The organism is Pseudomonas sp. 22526 (assembly GCF_052044735.1).
In the GTDB taxonomy this organism is placed as follows: domain Bacteria; phylum Pseudomonadota; class Gammaproteobacteria; order Pseudomonadales; family Pseudomonadaceae; genus Aquipseudomonas; species Aquipseudomonas piscium.
In genome coordinates this window covers 19,964-37,519 of record NZ_JBQENK010000033.1, presented here as the reverse complement: position 1 = coordinate 37,519, position 17,556 = coordinate 19,964, and the positions used below count along the sequence as shown (strand labels likewise).

The 17,556-nt window shown below is 60.7% G+C and carries 18 protein-coding genes; 5 read left to right on the top strand and 13 right to left on the bottom strand.

Annotated elements, in window-relative coordinates; translation table 11 throughout:
- Positions 1-78: 78 nt before the first annotated feature.
- The 6 genes from msrQ to ACTJKT_RS30215 form a co-directional block, all read right to left on the bottom strand.
- Positions 79-699: a protein-methionine-sulfoxide reductase heme-binding subunit MsrQ gene (msrQ, locus tag ACTJKT_RS30240; protein WP_009050874.1), complete on the bottom strand. Its 621-nt coding sequence runs from the start codon at positions 697-699 to the stop codon at positions 79-81.
- A complete protein-coding gene (gene msrP, locus ACTJKT_RS30235) occupies positions 699-1,712 on the bottom strand; it encodes a protein-methionine-sulfoxide reductase catalytic subunit MsrP (protein ID WP_440790182.1) in 1,014 nt (337 codons plus the stop codon). Before msrP ends, msrQ begins: the two co-directional genes overlap by 1 nt.
- Positions 1,713-1,775: 63 nt before the next feature.
- A complete protein-coding gene (pssA, locus tag ACTJKT_RS30230; RefSeq protein ID WP_009050877.1) occupies positions 1,776-2,633 on the bottom strand; it encodes a CDP-diacylglycerol--serine O-phosphatidyltransferase in 858 nt (285 codons plus the stop codon).
- A 145-nt stretch (positions 2,634-2,778) separates the two neighbouring features.
- Complete coding sequence (ilvC, locus tag ACTJKT_RS30225) at positions 2,779-3,795, bottom strand: ketol-acid reductoisomerase (RefSeq protein ID WP_007959661.1); 1,017 nt, start codon at positions 3,793-3,795, stop codon at positions 2,779-2,781.
- Positions 3,796-3,840: 45 nt separating this feature from the next.
- Entirely contained in the window at positions 3,841-4,332 is a 492-nt protein-coding gene (ilvN, locus tag ACTJKT_RS30220; RefSeq protein ID WP_007924620.1) for an acetolactate synthase small subunit, read from the bottom strand.
- Positions 4,333-4,334: 2 nt separating this feature from the next.
- Positions 4,335-6,059: an acetolactate synthase 3 large subunit gene (locus ACTJKT_RS30215; protein WP_025805338.1), complete on the bottom strand. Its 1,725-nt coding sequence runs from the start codon at positions 6,057-6,059 to the stop codon at positions 4,335-4,337.
- Positions 6,060-6,462: 403 nt separating this feature from the next.
- Here ACTJKT_RS30215 and ACTJKT_RS30210 point away from each other — a divergent pair, with 403 nt between their 5' ends.
- Positions 6,463-6,885, top strand: a complete 423-nt coding sequence (locus ACTJKT_RS30210) for a DUF4124 domain-containing protein (RefSeq protein ID WP_440790178.1) — start codon at positions 6,463-6,465, stop codon at positions 6,883-6,885.
- Between the two features lie 19 nt (positions 6,886-6,904).
- On the opposite strand, the gene ACTJKT_RS30205 is transcribed toward ACTJKT_RS30210, so the two are convergent.
- From ACTJKT_RS30205 to mrcB, 3 genes are read right to left on the bottom strand one after another with little or no spacing between them, the layout of a single operon-like run.
- On the bottom strand, positions 6,905-7,240 hold the full coding sequence (locus ACTJKT_RS30205; RefSeq protein WP_097305105.1) for a YqcC family protein: 336 nt from the start codon (positions 7,238-7,240) through the stop codon (positions 6,905-6,907).
- Positions 7,240-7,971: a tetratricopeptide repeat protein gene (locus ACTJKT_RS30200; protein WP_440790176.1), complete on the bottom strand. Its 732-nt coding sequence runs from the start codon at positions 7,969-7,971 to the stop codon at positions 7,240-7,242. Before ACTJKT_RS30200 ends, ACTJKT_RS30205 begins: the two co-directional genes overlap by 1 nt.
- Positions 7,972-7,987: 16 nt before the next feature.
- Positions 7,988-10,312, bottom strand: coding sequence for a penicillin-binding protein 1B (gene mrcB, locus ACTJKT_RS30195; RefSeq protein ID WP_440790174.1), 2,325 nt, complete (start codon positions 10,310-10,312; stop codon positions 7,988-7,990).
- Positions 10,313-10,429: 117 nt separating this feature from the next.
- On the opposite strand from mrcB, the gene ACTJKT_RS30190 reads away from it, so the two are divergent.
- The 4 genes from ACTJKT_RS30190 to ACTJKT_RS30175 all read left to right on the top strand — a co-directional run bounded on the left by ACTJKT_RS30190 (position 10,430) and on the right by ACTJKT_RS30175 (position 13,724).
- Positions 10,430-11,986: an AAA family ATPase gene (locus ACTJKT_RS30190; RefSeq protein WP_440790172.1), complete on the top strand. Its 1,557-nt coding sequence runs from the start codon at positions 10,430-10,432 to the stop codon at positions 11,984-11,986.
- Positions 11,987-12,078: 92 nt separating this feature from the next.
- Positions 12,079-12,423 (top strand): pentapeptide repeat-containing protein, encoded by a 345-nt coding sequence (locus ACTJKT_RS30185; protein WP_440790170.1) that lies wholly within the window; start codon positions 12,079-12,081, stop codon positions 12,421-12,423.
- Positions 12,424-12,635: 212 nt separating this feature from the next.
- Entirely contained in the window at positions 12,636-12,908 is a 273-nt protein-coding gene (locus tag ACTJKT_RS30180; protein ID WP_025805346.1) for a TfoX/Sxy family protein, read from the top strand.
- 15 nt (positions 12,909-12,923) lie between these two features.
- Positions 12,924-13,724 (top strand): Crp/Fnr family transcriptional regulator, encoded by an 801-nt coding sequence (locus ACTJKT_RS30175; RefSeq protein WP_025805347.1) that lies wholly within the window; start codon positions 12,924-12,926, stop codon positions 13,722-13,724.
- Between the two features lie 234 nt (positions 13,725-13,958).
- Here ACTJKT_RS30175 and ACTJKT_RS30170 read toward each other — a convergent pair whose 3' ends face one another.
- From ACTJKT_RS30170 to ACTJKT_RS30155, 4 genes are read right to left on the bottom strand one after another with little or no spacing between them, the layout of a single operon-like run.
- Positions 13,959-14,822 carry a ChaN family lipoprotein gene (locus ACTJKT_RS30170; protein ID WP_440790168.1) on the bottom strand — a complete coding sequence of 288 codons (864 nt, stop codon included), beginning with the start codon at positions 14,820-14,822 and terminating at the stop codon, positions 13,959-13,961.
- A gap of 21 nt (positions 14,823-14,843) precedes the next feature.
- On the bottom strand, positions 14,844-15,611 hold the full coding sequence (locus ACTJKT_RS30165) for a heme ABC transporter ATP-binding protein (protein WP_440790166.1): 768 nt from the start codon (positions 15,609-15,611) through the stop codon (positions 14,844-14,846).
- Positions 15,611-16,594, bottom strand: a complete 984-nt coding sequence (locus ACTJKT_RS30160; protein ID WP_440790184.1) for a FecCD family ABC transporter permease — start codon at positions 16,592-16,594, stop codon at positions 15,611-15,613. Before ACTJKT_RS30160 ends, ACTJKT_RS30165 begins: the two co-directional genes overlap by 1 nt.
- A 50-nt stretch (positions 16,595-16,644) precedes the next feature.
- Positions 16,645-17,532: a heme/hemin ABC transporter substrate-binding protein gene (locus ACTJKT_RS30155; RefSeq protein WP_440790164.1), complete on the bottom strand. Its 888-nt coding sequence runs from the start codon at positions 17,530-17,532 to the stop codon at positions 16,645-16,647.
- Between the last annotated feature and the right edge of the window lie 24 nt (positions 17,533-17,556).

Here is a 17,556-nt window from a genome sequence, read left to right as displayed (position 1 = left end):
TATCAAGGAGTTTTCCGTTTCGACTGCGCCGGAAGTGGGGCGAATTATAGACCTGTAGAATCTGCCGTCAACCCCTAATTACGCTTTTGTTGCAGAAGATGGTTTTTTTACCATTAAACGGGGGATTCGACGTGTCACCGGCGGTAACCGCAGCAGTAATAACAATGCGCCGATAGAAGCATAGATAGCCCACTCTTTAAGATCAGCCCGAACGATCCAGAGCATATGCAGTAAACCCAGCCCAAGAATGAGATAGACCAGCCGATGCAGTTTCTTCCAACGACTGCCCAGACGACGCTGACTGTATCTATTGGAAGTCACCGCCAAGGCCAACAATCCGAGAAAGCCCAGGCTTCCTACAATAATGTAGGGCCGCTTACGCAACTCCACCCCCAGCTGAGACCAGTCGAGCCCGAGGATAAATACGGCGTAAGCACTTAAATGCAGCACCACATAAGCAAAGCACCACAAACCGAGCTGGCGTCGTACCGCGATCCATCCCGCCCACCCCGTCAGCTTCTGCAGGGGCGTCATGCTCAGGGTGATCAGCAAAAAGATCAGCGTCCCCAGCCCCAGACGATCGACCAGCACTTTCCCTGGATCGGGTCCGAGCGCCGAGGCCCAAGCCTGGTACAACCAGAGCAAAGGCCAGATAGCCGCAACGATGAAGACGCCAAGGCGCCAGAATGGGTAGCGCATCAGTAGTTCTTCCGCAGATCCAGGCCGGTATATAAAGAAGCGACTTCATCCGCGTAGCCGTTGAACATCTGCGTCTCACGCACATTGGGACTGAACAGACCACTGGGCAGCCGACGCTCGCGCGCCTGGGTCCAGCGAGGGTGATCAACCGTAGGATTCACGTTCGCGTAAAAACCGTACTCATTGGCAGCGATACTTTGCCAGGTGGTTTTCGGCTGTTCCTCCACCAGACTGATGCGTACGATGGACTTGATGCTTTTGAAGCCGTACTTCCACGGCACCACCAAGCGCAATGGCGCACCGTTCTGGTTAGGCAGCTCGCGGCCGTACATCCCCACGGCAAGAATCGCCAACGGGTGCATCGCCTCATCCAGACGCAGGCCTTCTACATAAGGCCAATCGATCAGGGCAAACCCCGAACGCTGACCGGGCATGCTTTTAGGGTCCTGAAGGGTTTCGAAGCGGATGTATTTGGCCTTCGAAGTTGGCTCGACCTGCTTGAGCAACTCGGAAATCGGGAAACCTATCCAGGGAATCACCATGGACCAGGCCTCGACGCAACGCAGCCGATAGATCCGCTCTTCCAACTGATAAGGCTTCATGAAGTCTTCCAGCGCATAACGCCCTGGCTTACCCACCTCCCCGTCCACCACCACGCTCCAGGGCTCGGTTTTCAGCGCGCCGGCATTGGCAGCCGGATCGCCCTTGTCGGCACCGAACTCATAGAAGTTGTTGTAGTGGGTGGCATCCTTGAACGGAGTGATCGCCTCATCCTTGACGTTGACCGCCTGCCATTTGGTCGCTGGCAGTTTTTGCGCAAACCATGACGGCGCCTTGCCAGGCTCGACATCCGGATAACGCCCTGCGTCTTCGGCACTGGCCCAACGCGGCAGCGCACTGGCAGCCAGACCGGCAATGGCCCCCCCCAGCAGGCTACGGCGAGAGAAATAAAGGGATTCAGGCGTGACGTCCGACTCTTTGCAGTCAGACGACTTGGGGACTTTGATCAACATGGCAACTCCGCAGCATTGGAGGACTGATGCACCAATAGACTGCGGAGTATGGGGGAAATTACATTAAGGCAACGTTTTGCGACGACGAAGATGCAACAAGTACTGAATCGGGCCAGAGGCTGCGTAGGCGAGGAAAACCAGCAGCAGAATCCGCGGCGGATCGCTGAAGACCACGGCGAATACCAGAACCACCGCGAGGATCGCCACGAAAGGTACACGCCCCTTCAGATCCAGCTCCTTGAAGCTGTTGTACTTGATGTTGCTGACCATCAGCATGCCGGCCGCCGCTACCATCAGCGCCACCAGGAACGACATCTTCGAACCCTGGATACCGTAATCGCTGAATGCCCAGACAATACCGGCCACCACACCCGCCGCCGCCGGACTGGCCAGGCCAATGAAGTAACGCTTGTCGGCAGTCCCCACCTGGGTGTTGAAACGGGCCAGACGCAAAGCCGCGCCAGCCACATAGATGAAGGCGACCATCCAGCCGACCTTGCCCATGTCGCCCAACGCCCAACCGAATGCCAGCAAGGCAGGCGCAACGCCGAAGGCAACCATGTCGGACAGCGAGTCATATTCGGCGCCAAAGGCGCTCTGGGTATTGGTCATGCGGGCTACGCGCCCGTCCAGGCCATCGAGCACCATGGCGACAAAGATCGCGATGGCCGCGAACGCGAAATACTTGCTCGCCCCTGCCGCGTCCCCGGCGCTCAATGCGCTCTGGGCACTCATGGAATTGATGATCGAGTAGAAACCGGCGAACAGGTTCGCGGTGGTGAAGAGGTTCGGCAGCAGATAGATACCACGATGCCGGACTTTACGGCCTTCAGCGTCATGCCCTTCTTCGACATGCTCATCGATGGGTAGCAGGCTATCGGCGTCAGAGGCCTGGTTTGGCTCTTCGGGACGTTCGCTCATGGACATTACCTTGCAACGGTGTGAAAAGTTTCGACGATACCCAGGGCCACGATTGGACCACAAAGGATCCAGCTTTATACCAGAACCTGCCTATCCAAACGAAAAAACGCGGCCTAGGCCGCGTTTTCCCTGACAAGACTCGAACTTAGTTCTTGGCTTTGTCGACGATCTTGTTGGCACCGATCCACGGCATCATCGAGCGCAGTTGCTCGCCGATGATTTCGATACCGTGAGCGGCGTTGTTGCGACGCTTGGCGGTCATCGATGGGTAGCCGGTAGCACCTTCGCTGATGAACATCTTGGCGTATTCGCCGTCCTGGATGCGCTTCAGAGCGTTGCGCATGGCCTGACGGGATTCGGCGTTGATGACTTCAGGACCGGTCACGTACTCGCCGTATTCGGCGTTGTTGGAGATCGAGTAGTTCATGTTGGCGATACCGCCTTCGTACATGAGGTCAACGATCAGTTTCAGTTCGTGCAGGCATTCGAAGTAGGCCATTTCCGGCGCGTAGCCAGCTTCGACCAGGGTTTCGAAACCGGCCTTGACCAGCTCGACGGTACCGCCACACAGAACAGCCTGCTCGCCGAACAGGTCGGTTTCAGTCTCGTCCTTGAAGGTGGTTTCGATGATGCCGGTACGGCCGCCGCCCACGCCAGCTGCGTAGGACAGAGCAACGTTCTTGGCGTTGCCGGAAGCGTCCTGGTAGATAGCGATCAGGTCAGGAATACCGCCGCCCTTGACGAACTCGGAACGTACGGTGTGACCTGGAGCCTTCGGCGCGATCATGATCACGTCGAGGTCGGCACGCGGAACGACCTGGTTGTAGTGGATCGCGAAGCCGTGGGAGAAGGCCAGGGTGGCGCCCTTCTTGATGTTCGGCTCGATTTCGTTCTTGTACAGCTGGGACTGGAACTCGTCCGGGGTCAGGATCATGACCAGGTCGGCACCGGCAACGGCCGCGGCAACGTCGGTCACTTTCAGGCCATGGGCTTCAGCCTTGGCAACGGTAGCCGAGCCTTTACGCAGGCCAACGGTCACGTCGACGCCGGAGTCTTTCAGGTTGCACGCTTGAGCGTGGCCCTGGGAGCCGTAACCGATGATGGCAACTTTCTTGCCCTGGATGATCGAGAGGTCGCAGTCTTTATCGTAGAAAACTTTCATGAATTTCCCCTATATCAGGCCGTTCAGGCCGTTCGCTAATTTGAGTTAGATGCTGAGTACTTTGTCGCCACGGGCAATGCCGGTGACGCCACTGCGTACGGTTTCCAGAATCGAGGCGGTGCCGATCGACTGGATGAAACTGTCGAGCTTGTCGCTGGTACCGGTCAATTGAACGGTATACACGCTGGCACTGACGTCGACGATCTGCCCACGGTAAATATCGGTGGTGCGCTTGACCTCGGCGCGCTGGGCGCCGGTGGCCTTGACCTTGACCAACATCAGCTCGCGTTCGATGTGAGCGCTTTCCGACAGGTCGACCAGCTTGACCACTTCAACCAGCTTGTTCAGGTTCTTGGTGATCTGCTCGATGATTTCATCGTGCCCCACGGTGGTCAGCGTCAGACGCGACAGGGTCGGGTCCTCGGTCGGCGCCACGGTCAGGCTTTCGATGTTGTAGTTGCGCTGCGAAAACAGGCCAACCACACGAGACAAGGCGCCCGGTTCGTTTTCCAGAAGCAAGGAGATAATGTGCCGCATGATTAAGTACGCTCCGTCTTGCTCAGCCACATATCGCGCATGGAGCCGTCTTTGATCTGCATCGGGTAGACGTGCTCGCTGGTATCGACCTGAATGTCGAGGAACACCAGACGATCTTTCATGGCGAACGCCTCTTCCATCTTCGGCTTCAGATCCTTCAGGTCCGTGATGCGAATGCCCACGTGCCCATAGGCCTCGGCCAGCTTGACGAAATCAGGCAGCGATTCCATGTAGGAATGCGAGTGACGGCTACCGTAGTTCATGTCCTGCCACTGACGCACCATACCCAGCGCACCGTTGTTCAGGTTGATGATCTTGACCGGCAGGTCGTACTGCAGGCAGGTCGACAGTTCCTGAATGTTCATCTGGATACTGCCCTCGCCCGTTACACAGGCAACGTCAGCATCAGGGAAACTCAACTTGACGCCCATGGCCGCAGGGAAACCGAAGCCCATCGTGCCCAGGCCGCCGGAGTTGATCCAGCGATTGGGCTTGTTGAACCTGTAGTACTGCGCCGCGAACATCTGGTGCTGGCCCACGTCGGAGGTCACATAGGCATCGCCCTTGGTCACTTCGCAGAGGGTCTCGATCACGGTCTGCGGCTTGATGATGCTGCCGTCGCCCTTGTCGTAAGGGAACAGGCCGCGATCACCGCGCCACTCCTCGATCTGCTTCCACCAGCTGGCGACCGTGTCCTTGTTCGGGGTTTCGCCGATTTCCTTGAGGGCCGCGACCATTTCGGTCAGGACGCTCTCTACCGGACCCACGATCGGCACGTCTGCCTTGATGGTCTTGGAGATGGACGCCGGGTCGATGTCGACATGGATGATCTTGGCGTTCGGGCAGAATTTCGCCGGGCCGTTGATCACACGGTCGTCGAAACGCGCGCCGACTGCCAGGATCACATCGGCATGGTGCATGGTCAGGTTGGCGGTGTAGCTGCCGTGCATGCCGAGCATGCCGACGAACTGCCGATCGGTGCCAGGGTAGGCACCCAAGCCCATCAGGGTATTGGTGACCGGCAGGTTGAGCATTTGTGCCAGTTCGGTCAGCGGCGCGGAACCGCCACCGAGGATCACCCCGCCGCCTGCGTACAGCACAGGACGCTTGGCCGCCAGGAGCATTTCTGCCGCCTTGCGGATTTGTCCGGAGTGACCACGAACAGCCGGGCTGTAGGAGCGCAGCTTCGCTTTTTTAGGGAAAACGTATTCGAACTTTTCAGCCGGATTGGTCATGTCCTTGGGGACATCGACCACGACTGGACCCGGACGACCGGATTGCGCCAGGTAGAACGCCTTCTTCATGACTTCCGGGATTTCCGAAGCGTGCTTGATCATGAAGCTGTGCTTCACGATCGGCCGGGAGATACCGATCATGTCGGTTTCCTGGAACGCGTCGGTACCGACCATGGTGCTAGGCACCTGACCGGAAATGATCACCATTGGAATGGAGTCCATATAGGCAGTGGCGATACCGGTGATGGCATTGGTCGCGCCAGGGCCGGAAGTCACCAGTACCACGCCGGCTTTGCCGGTGGCACGGGCGTAGCCGTCAGCCATATGGGTAGCCGCTTGCTCGTGACGAACCAGGATGTGGGTCACTTCCGGTTCTTTGAACAGGGCATCGTAAACATGAAGGAGAGCACCACCCGGGTACCCATAGATATATTTGACGCCTTCGTCACGCAAAAAGCGGACGAGCATCTCACCGCCAGATAAAAGCTCCACGTTGTTCACCTCTAAAACGCCAGAATACCGCCCTCTTGAAAGGGGACGGGTCTTAATAGGTTTACTTCTCGGCAGAGCATGAGCGACGGTGGTCGCCGACTACGTCAGCACTGACTGAGCAAGTATTGGGAGTGCCCCAAGTGTTGCGGGGTTTTCCCACCCAGCGCGAGGTAACGCGTTGCGGGTGTAGCAGGTCGGCGCGGATGTGCGCCTCATGTTCTGCCGAGTGGGTCTGCTTCTGGCAGTCCCTCTACAGCGGACTTTGGATTCTTCTGTTTCGCCCTCTGCAAGTCAAGACGTCAATGTGCTTTATTCGAACTAAGCGCATGAGAACGCAAGAAAAAACCTGTAAACCGCGAGTGTCTGCGCTTCAATTGCGCAATCCTGGATAAGGAATTCAAAAATGCGAACCTTCGCCATGACCGCTGGCCTGCTGCTCGCCATGAGTCTCCCATGCCAGGCCGGGCAGATTTACAAATGGGTCGACGCCCAGGGAGTCACCCATTTCGACGCCCAGCCACCCCAAGGCGTGACCAGCACCGCCATCACTCTGCCGAAAAACCCGAAAGGTGCGCCCCGTACGCCGCCACCCGACAAGCCGGACACCCAGCAACAGGTCATGGATAACCAGGCCAAGCAACAGCTCGCCAGGCAGGAAGCCGAGCGCAGGCGTTTTTGCACACAGGCACGAACCAGCCTGGCGCAGTTGCAGAACAACCCACGCCTGAGCGAGAACATCGAGGGGGGAGTACGCCGCCTGACCGAGGAACAACGTCAGCAGCGCATCGTGGAAACGCAGAAGGCGATAGACAACCACTGCCGCTAGGCAGTGGTTGCAGAGGTTTTCAGCGGGTAGAGACTATCAGTTGGTCGAACTCTTTGAGCAGGATCTGCAACTGAAGATCCCGCCCCTGCATCGAACGACCGGCGAACACCACCTCGGCCATTTCCTGGATCCCCGAAGCGCTGGGCAGAGGCAGATCCTGTTCAAGAATCACCTTCATCCGCGGCAGGAAGATCCATTGCAGCCACTGCTCGAATTCCAGCGTGTCCACGGCAAAAGGCTCGACGCTGGCCAGGGCCTCGGCGCTCGGAGGAGTGTCATCCCACAGGCCCTGCAGCCGCAACTCACGCTCGATCAACAGCAACTGCTCGGCGATCTTTGGAAAACGCGCGTCCATTACAGCGATACCTTGGCTTTTTGCCGGGCCTGAGCGGCACCGGCGACATCGCCCTGCTTCTCGCGCGCCTGGGCGATCAGCGCCCACAGGCTGGCCTGCAGGTCCGGACGACCGTTGGCGAAGCTCAGGCCGCGGCGGGCAAACTGTTCAGCCTGGGCCGCATCGCCCTGGGCCATGCGTACCTGGGCCAGGCGATACAGCACCTGCGGCTCACGCGGTGCTACACGCTGCGCGCGCTCGAGGCTGGAGGAGGCGCCGTTCAGATCGCCGCTCGCCTGTTGCTGCTGAGCGGTGGTCAACAGCGCCAGCACTGGACCGTCCAGCTGCTCATCGGCGGACAGCCCGCCAGAGCTGGCCGAAGGCACTCCGCTCGGCGTCGGTGGCAGGCTGTAGCTGCCCTGATTGGTCGGCGCGGACTGGATCGGCGAGGTATCGATAGGCCCTGGGGTGATCGGGCCCGGGGTAATCGGCGCGCTGCTGATTGGCGCGGCAGTGGCCGCAGCCCCGCCCGGCACCATCACCACCACGCCCGAGTCCTGCGGAATACTTTGAGTCTGTGCCTGGGCCGGACGCTTGACCGTCGTCTTGCGGAAGCCGCCGTTGGCCGATATGCGCTCACTGTTGGACACGGCGGTACCGGAGTCCACCACCGGAATCGAGCCACGCTGCACGCTGGCGCAACCATTGAGCAAAGCCAGAGCTGTAATAGCTGGAATCCACCACTTGTTCACGTCAAACCCTCTTCGCTTAATTCATCCAGCCCTTGACCCAATCCATCACCGATTCAACGGGCGCCGGGATATCGACGTCACATGCTGGACCGGGAGGGGGTTCACTGCCACGAATATACGGCATCTGTACCGCCCCCGGACAGTTGGCATCGGAGCCTTGCCCGGTCCGGGAGTCGACCCAGGCCTGCACCACGTTATCCGGTTGTGGCATATCCAATGGCAGCGGGTCGGCCTTGCGCATGAAACTGGTCCAGACCTGCAGCGCGCCGGTGGCGCCGGTGAACGGTGTCTTGCCGTTATCATCACGCCCCAGCCAGACCACCGCCAGCAGATCCTGGCTGAAACCGGCGAACCAGCTGTCGCGGGAATCGTTACTGGTGCCGGTCTTGCCCGCCAGCGCCAGGGAACGCGGCAACACGTTGTAGACCGAGCTACCAGTACCTTCACGCATGACGCGCTGCATCGCGCTCTGGATCAGGTAGATCGAACCCGGATCGAAACGTTGCTGGATCTGGAACGGGTAACGCTTCAGCGGCTCGCCTTCGGCGGTCAGCACACTACGGATCCCACGCATCGGGGTATTGAAACCGCCGTTGGCCAGGGTCTGGTACATGGTGGCGACTTCTATAGGGCTCAAGCCCCCCGCCCCCAGCAGCATCGAAGGGAACGCCGGGAATTCGCGGGTGACGCCAAGGCGTCCCAGGGTTTTCAGCACGTTCGGCACACCGACTTCCAGGCCCAGGCGCGCGGTCGACAGGTTATAGGAATGGGCCAGCCCCTGATAAAGGAAGACCGTGCCGTGGGAACGGCGGTCGTAGTTCTGGGGTTTCCAGACTTGCCCGTCGCCGCCCTTCACCGAGAAGGCCTCGTCGGAGAGCCAGCTGGTCAGGGTGTACTGGCTGGGTTTCTCCAGCGCCGTCAGATAAACCGCAGGCTTGATCAGGGAGCCGATCGGCCGCACCGCATCCAGCGCCCGGTTGAAGCCGGCAAAACCAGCCTGGCGACTGCCGATCATGGCCTGGACTTCGCCGGTTTCCGGGTTGGTCACCACCATCGCCGCTTCGACTTCATCCGATCCCTTGCGCCCGGCCAGACGCTTGAAGGTGTCACTCACCGAAGCCTCGGCCTTCATCTGCAGAATCGGATCGAAACTGGTGAAAATCCGCAGCCCTTCCTCAGTCAAGTCTTCGTCGCGGTAATCCTCACGCAACTGACGCTTCACCAGGTCCAGGAAGCCGGGGAACGAGCTGTCCGCCAGACTGCCGCGCTTGGTCACGCCCAGGGGCATTTTCTTCGCCGCCTCGACCTGCTCCGGCGTCGCCACACCCTGTTGCGCCAGCAGATCGAGTACCAGGTTACGCCGCTCCAGCGCGCGCTCCGGATAACGACGCGGGTTGTAATAGGACGGTCCCTTGACCATCCCCACCAGCAAGGCGATCTGATGCAACTTCAGTTCGGCCAGCGGCTGACTGAAGAAGAACTGGCTGGCCAGGCCGAAACCGTGCACCGCACGCTGGCCGTCCTGACCGATGAAGACTTCGTTGAGGTACGCCTCGAGGATCTCGCGCTTGTCGTAATGCAGCTCCAGCAGCAGGGCCATCATCGCTTCGGTGAGCTTGCGGCTCAGGCTGCGTTCGTTGGTCAGGTAGAAGTTCTTGACCAACTGCTGGGTCAGGGTACTGCCGCCCTGGCGCATGGCACCGGACGAGGTATTGACCCACACCGCCCGGGCAATCGACTTGGGCGACACGCCAAAGTGGCTGTAGAAATCCCGGTCCTCGACCGCCACCAGGGTTTCCAGCAGATAAGGAGGCACCTGATCGATCTTGATCAGGATCCGGTCTTCGAGGTTCTTCGGATACAGGCCGCCGATCAGCAGCGGCTCCAGGCGTACCACGGCCAGTTTCGAGCCTTTGCTGCCTGACAGCTCGGCCACGTAGTCGCCGGAAAAACGCACCCGCACCGGTTGTGCCTGCTCCATACCCTCGTAGAACTGGAAACCGCGGGTATTGAGTTCAACGGTATTGCCACTGACCGACGCCGCACCAGGGCCGTTGACCACGCTTTCGCGGCGATAGCCAAGTGCATCGAGTTCGGTGAGGAAATCGTCCTTGCTGAGCTTCTGTCCGACGAACAGCTCCAGCGGACGCGCATAGACCTTGGCCGGAATGGTCCAGCGCTTGCCGGAGAACTTCTCCTGGACCACGGCATCGAGATAAACCGCAAAGCCGGCGAGCACCACCAGAGCGACCAGACCGAGCTTCAAGGCCCAGCCCAGCCAGGGGCGCGGGCCACTAGACGGATGTTTTTTAGCGGAACGGGGGGATCGAGTACGAGTCATGGCGGCGGATTATACGCACTTTATTCATAGTCAACAGGAGCCGCCCGAGGTTTGCGTTAGCCCTGTCAGCGGCCATAATGACGCCCTTGAATTTTCCCCGACTCTGAAGGATCGCCTGTGAGCCAATCCCTGATCGCCGCCCTGCAAAACCCGGCCCTCTACCCGCATCCCGTAGACGGATTCCAGGTCATCGAGACCCATATTTCCTGGGTCCTGCTCACCGGTCCCTATGCCTATAAGCTGAAAAAGCCGGTCAACTTCGGCTTTCTCGATTTCACCGGCCTTGAAGCACGCGGGCACTTCTGCGGCGAAGAGCTGCGTCTCAACCAGCGCCTGACCGATGATTTGTATCTGGAAGTGTTGCCGATCACTGGCAGTGCCGAAGCACCGCAGATCGCGGGTGACGGCCCGGTCATCGAATACGCCCTGAAAATGCGCCAGTTCCCGCAAAGCCAACTGCTCAGCACGCTGCAAGCCAATGGCGAACTGACCACTGTGCACATCGACGAAATGGCCCGGCAGATTGCCAGGTTCCACCTCGACGCCCCGCGGGTCCCGGCAGCCCACGAAGCCGGCACCCCGGAAAGCGTAATGGCGCCGGTGCGTCAGAACTTCGAGCAGATCCGCCCGTTCCTCAGCGACAAGGCCGACCTGCAACAACTCGAAGCCCTGCAAGCCTGGGCCGAAAGCAGCTTCGAACGCCTCAAGCCACTCCTCATCCAGCGCAAGGCCGAGGGTTTCATCCGCGAATGCCACGGCGACATTCATCTGGGCAATGCGACGCTTATCGACGGCAAGGTGGTGATCTTCGATTGCATCGAGTTCAACGAACCGTTCCGCTTCACTGACGTCTATGCCGACGCCGGTTTCCTCGCCATGGACCTGGAAGACCGCGGCCTGAAGTGCTTGGCACGCCGTTTCATCAGCCAGTACCTGGAACAGACCGGTGACTATCAGGGCCTGGAACTGTTGAATTTCTACAAAGCCTACCGCGCCCTGGTACGGGCCAAGGTCGCCCTGTTCAGCATGCCGGCCGATGCCAGCCCGATGCAGCGCGCCACGGCCCTGCGCCAGTACCGCAACTACGCCAACCTGGCAGAGAGCTACAGCACCATTCCGTCGCGCTTCCTGGCGATTACTTCTGGCGTTTCCGCCGTTGGCAAAAGCCATGTGGCCATGCGCCTGGTGGAAGCTTTGGGCGCCGTTCGCCTGCGCTCCGATGTCGAGCGCAAACGCCTGTTCGGCGAGCAGCAGGTACAGAACGATCCGAATGCCGGCATTTATAATGCCCAGGCCAATAGCGCGACCTATGACCGCCTGCATGAACTGGCCGGTATCGTCCTGCGCGCCGGTTTCCCGGTGGTCATCGACGCCACCTACCTCAAGCGCGACCAGCGTGATGCCGCGGCCAAGGTTGCCGAAGCGACTGGCACCCCTTGCCTGATCATCGACTGCAACGCCCCGCAGGCCGTCATCGCCAGCTGGCTGGCGCAACGCCAGGCCGATCGCAACGACCCGTCGGACGCGACCCTGGCCGTGATCGAACAGCAGCAAGCCAATCGCGAAGCCCTGAACGCCGAAGAAGTGCTGCGCAGCAAGCGCGTCGAGACCAATGAAAGCGGGAGCCTCGACACCCTGGTGGCGAACATTCGCCAGCGCCTCCCAGGTCTGTAATCAACTATTTCAGCCGTGAAACCGCAAAGATTTCACGGCTGAAATTAGTGGCACTATACTGGCGTCATAATTCCAGCAGGGACGCCCCCCCCATGAGTCAGCCCAAACTTCTCGACACCCCCCTTTACGCTTTGCTGCACAAAGACGACATCGACGGCTTCAATCGGGAGCGCCCGAAGGATCAGCCTGTCGACATGCGCGGCGGTGACTTTCGCGGCCTCGACCTGCGCGAGCTGAACGCCGACGGCATCGACTTCACCGACGCCTACTTCCGTTCTGCCGATCTGCGCGGCCTCGACTTGCGCAACTCTTCCATGGAAGGCGCCAGCCTGGCCCATGCGCAGATCTCCGGCGCCTACTTCCCGCCCGAACTGACCGCCGATGAAATCCTGATGTCCGTCAATTTCGGCACTCGTCTGCGCTACCGCACCAAGTAATCTCGCCTTTTGCTCCAAGGTCCGGCGCCCTCTGCCTTACGCTGGACTTGGCCTGCTCCTTTCCCTCTCCTCCCTCTGCTTCTGACGTGCTTTCCTCTGTCGCCTTAGAAGCTTTTGCGCCAAAACCGACCAAAGAACAGCGCTTTTCCTACTGAGCGCTACACTCCTTTGAGACTTGCCCACGCACCATTCGGCCGTCGCAAGGAGGCTTGATGAATGATGAATTGCAACACCTGAAGAACCTTGGCAAGACGTCGGCACAATGGCTGCATGCAGTGGGCATCCATAGCGCTTCGGACTTGCGCCGCCTGGGGGCGGTGGATGCCTATCGGGCCGTGCGGACCCGAGGGTTCCGAGCCTCGAAGGTGCTGTTGTACGCCATCGAAGGCGCGCTGATGGATGTGCACTGGAACGACATTCCGGCAGAACGCAAGGAAGCACTCAACAAACAGCTGGACGCCATTTCTACACGCCACAAGAACTGACCTGGCAGGCTTCTTATGTATTTACTGGGGGAACAACCGGCTTACGCCGACGCCTTGATCAATCGGCTGCAGAGCATCCCGCCGCGCCTGCTGGAAGGCCTGCTGCCGTCTGGCGATGTGTTGGAAGTGGCCCCTTCCAAGGATCTCTCCAGCAGCCTTGCCGACAGCCAGCTGTTCCTGCTCGAAAGCGGCCAGGTACAAGCCAGCATCGATGAGCGCCCACTGTTTTATCTGCATGAAGGCGACCTGCTCGGGCTGCGCCGAGGAGCTGAGCTGCCGCGCTGGCAACTCAGCAGCGACCAACCGTTGAGCCTGATCCCCTATCAGCGTTCCGCGGTGTTCCAGCATCTGTATGCCGACGAACAGCGTTCCGAACTGTTTCTGCAGTACCTGATCGGACAAACCGCCCTGCTCTCCGATGCCGTTGCCCGCCTCCAGCAACCCGAGTTGCGCAACAGCAACGGTTTTCAACGCGTGGCCAAGGGCGAGGTGCTGATTCGCCAGGGCGATGACGCCGATCATGTGTTCGTGATTATCGAAGGGCACGCCGAAGCCTTTGTCGACGGACACAAGGTCGGAGACGTGCCCAAGGACGAGATCTTTGGTGCGATGGCCGTTTTCACCGGGGAGAAACGCAACGCCAGTGTGATTGCCAGCGAGCCATGCACCCTGATGCTGATCCCCAAGAGCCAGTTTCTCAGCCTGACTCAGAGCAATCCACGTATCGCCCATAGCCTGATCGAAAGCATGGCGCGGCGAATCGACCTGTTGAACAAGGAAGTCAGCCGCCTGCACAGCCTGAGCGCCAACCCTTAAAGCCCCGTATTTACGGGCAATCCAAACGAGCGTTTGACGGAATTCGCAGAAACAGGAAAAACCTTGTTGACGCGGAAATGAGAATCGTTATGATTATCACAACTGGTCGCGAGATCAGTCGATAACCTGGAAGACCAGTGGTTCGGACTCTCAGATTATCTCCTCATCAGGCTAATCACGGTTATTTGACCCGGCTCTTGCCGGGTCTTTTTTTGCCTGAAAAAAGGTCATTGCCTACTGGCGCATCTGGGCGCAGTAATCCTTATCCGGCAGCCGTGCGCTGTACCACACGTAATCCGCGCTTTGCGCCGATACCTGCGTACCCTTCTGCGCCAGCATCAGCACCACGGCACCGTTCGACGCGTCGAGGTCCAGCAGGTGGACCGGCACCCCGATATCCTTGCGCCCATGAAAGGCCCCGGCAAAAAGCAGCGCTGGCGTCGGTGCCGCCAGCAAGCGCTCGGCCATGCGCCGGTCGCGCTGTTGCTGCACCGCCAGCATCGCCGGCATCTGGCTTTCCGGCAGCAGGCCACAGTGGGAATCACGAACTTGCTGCAACAACTCGGTACGCACCGAGGCGGCATTCGAGCGCTCGCCACTCAAGGCCAGTGCCTGGCGATAGATGTCGCGAACTTCGGAGCTATCCAGATTAGCCGCCAGCAACGGATAAGGCTGGAGCAACGCATAACGCACTATAGGTCCGTACAGCGCCCAGTCCCAACCCGGCGACCAGGCCAGCGCGCCTGGCAGATCATCGGGCAAGCCCTGCGCCGCCTGGTACTGGCGAAGCGAGTCGACTCGCGGTTGCTGGTCCGGCGTGAGCATTTCCAACAGCAGGCTGCCTTGCGCGCGCTGGGTCGCCATCGCCCGCAACAACCACAGCTGCAAGGCATGATGTTCAGGGTGGTCATGCTGCTCGCCGACAATCACCCGCGGTGCCTGGGACAAACGAACGACCAGCTCCTCTGGAGTCAGGAGCTTTCCACTGCGCAGATCCTGAATCGCCCCGCTTTCAGCCTGGACCGGAAGCTCAGGCATGACCGGCACGCCCTGGCAGGCGCCCAGCAGCAGCACACTCAGGATCAATAACACACGCATCTGGCGCCTCCGCAAATCGCCTCAGCGGGCGATGATCAAAGGGTGGCCGCGCTCGGGATGCACCTGCACCAACACCTCCAGTCCGAACACCGCCTTGAGCGGTTCGGGCCGCAACACCTGCGCCGGGCTGTCCAGCGAGTGAGGCCGCCCGCCTTCGAGCAACAACAGGCGATCACAATATCGCGCGGCGAGGTTCAGATCATGCAGGATCACCAGGACCGCGACCCCACGATCGGCAAACTCGCGGATGGCCTGCAACGTGACATGTTGATGCAAGGGGTCGAGGGCCGAGGTCGGCTCATCGAGCAACAGGGTCTGGCCGACCGCGCCCGGCCATAGCTGCGCCAACACCCGGGCCAGGTGCACGCGCTGACGTTCGCCGCCCGACAAGGCCACATAGCTGCGAGCGTGCAGATGCCCCGCATCCGCCGCTTGCAGGGCCTGCATGACGATCTCCTCATCCCGTGCCCGACCGCTTTGATAAGGCAGGCGTCCCAGGCCAACGACCTCTTCGACCCGGAAGGCGAACTCGAGCGTCGAACTTTGCGGCAGCACCGCCAGCCTTTGCGCCTTTTGCCCACCGTCCCATCTGGAGAGTTCGCACTGATCAAGCCAGACCTGGCCATGATCGGGTTTCAATTCGCCGCACAAGGCCGCCAGCAAAGTGCTTTTACCTGCGCCATTGGGGCCCAGCACTCCCAGCACTTCGCCAGGCTTGAGCTCGAGGTCGATCCCCTCCAGCACGGTTTTCCTGCCACGGCGCACCGTCAGATTCTCCGCTCGCAGCATCAGGCGCGCCCTCGCAATAACAGAAACAGAAAGAAGGGCGCACCGATAAAGGCGGTCACGATGCCAATGGGCAACTCCGCAGGCGCCAGCGCCAGGCGCGCCACCAGATCCGCCAGCAACAGCAGGCTGGCGCCGGCCAGTATCGACGCCGGCAACAGGGTTCGGTGATCAGGCCCCGACAGCAGGCGTACCAGATGGGGTACCACCAGCCCGACAAAGCCGATCAGCCCGGCAGCGGCGACAGCCGCACCGACACCCAGCGCGGTACAGAACACCAGCTCCCGCTTCAACCGTTCGACATCGATCCCCAGGTGACCGGCCTCGGACTCGCCCAACAGCAAGGCATTCAAGGCCTTGGCCCGGCGTGGCAACCACAATGCCACGGCCGCGCTGACCAGCAGCAGTGGCCACAATCTCGAATAACTGGCGCCGTTGAGACTGCCCAGGTTCCAGAACGTCAGGGTGCGCAAGGTCGCATCGTCGGCCAGGTAGGTGAACAGGCCCACCGCCGAGCTGGCCAGCGCCGTCAACGCAATCCCCGCCAGCAGCATGGTCGCCACATGGGTCTGGCCATTGCGCCGCCCCAGGCGGTAGACCAGCCACGCCACCACCAAGCCACCGAGAAAGGCACAGAACGACAACAGATAAGGGCCGATCGCTTCCGGCACGCCACCCAGCAGCGCACCACCGACGATGGCAAAGGCCGCGCCCAGCGCCGCGCCACTCGAGACACCCACCAGCCCCGGGTCAGCCAAGGGATTGCGAAACAGCCCTTGCATCGCCACGCCGGACAGGGCCAGCACGCCCCCTACCGCCAGCCCCAGCAGGGTGCGAGGCAAGCGAATCTGCCCGAGGATCAGTTCGGCCTGCTCCAGCCCCTGCCCCTCAATGGGCAAGCCCAGCAGACGCAGGGCGGCTTGCAGGGTATCGAGCAGCGGCAGGCTGACCGGCCCGAGCGCCAGGGACAACCAGATCGCCAACAGACACAGCAGGCTCAGGCCAATGAACAAAGCACGGGGTTTAAGCAAAGGGGTCATTGGGCAGTGCTGGCCTGGCCCGACTCGGCTGGATAGAAATCGGCCGACAACCTTTTCAGGCTCTGTGGCAGGCGTGGCCCCAGGCCGCCCACCAGCAAGGTCGGATCAATCTCGAAGACCCGGCCGGCCTTCGCCGCGCCGCTGGAGGCGAGGATCGGGTTTTCCTTGAACAGCGCGGCACGGGCCGCCTCGCCGCTCAGGCTGCGATCGGCAAACACCAGAACCTCGGGGTTGAGTTCGGCCAACGACTCCGTGGAAAAGGGTTTGTAACCCGTATGGGTAGCAAGATTGCGTCCACCCGCCTGCTGCAACAGCCAGTCGGCAGCGGTGTCCTTACCGGCAATCAGAGGTTTGCCGCCCGCATGCCCGAGCAACAGCAGCACATCCGGCGCCGCCTGCTTTTTCCGGGCCTGGCTGACCCAGGCCTGCTGCTGATCCAGCTGCTGCTTATATTGCTCGAACAACTGCGTGGCCTTGTCCTCGCTGCCCAGCAACTTGCCCAGATGCTGCAGGTTGTCCTGCAGGGTCGGCAGGTCGGCCTGGGCCGAGAACAGCTCGACCTGCACCCCGGCGCTGCGCACCTGCGAGAGCACCGGCGGCGGCCCCATCTCTTCGGTCCCCACCAGAATCTGCGGACGCAGGCTGAGAATGCCTTCCGCCGACAGCTGGCGCTGATAACCGATGCTCGGCAGCTTCTTCAGGGATTCGGGATGCTGGCTGGTGGTGTCCACGCCCACCAGCTTCGATTCGGCGCCCAGCGCGCTCACCCATTCGGACAAGGCGCCGCCGGCGCTCACCCAGCGTTGTGGTAACTCGGCCGCCGCAGCGGCATGGCTGGCCAGAAGTCCGACACAGAGCGCGATTGCGCGGGCACTCGAACGCATAAAGGTAGTTCCTTCAGAGAGTGG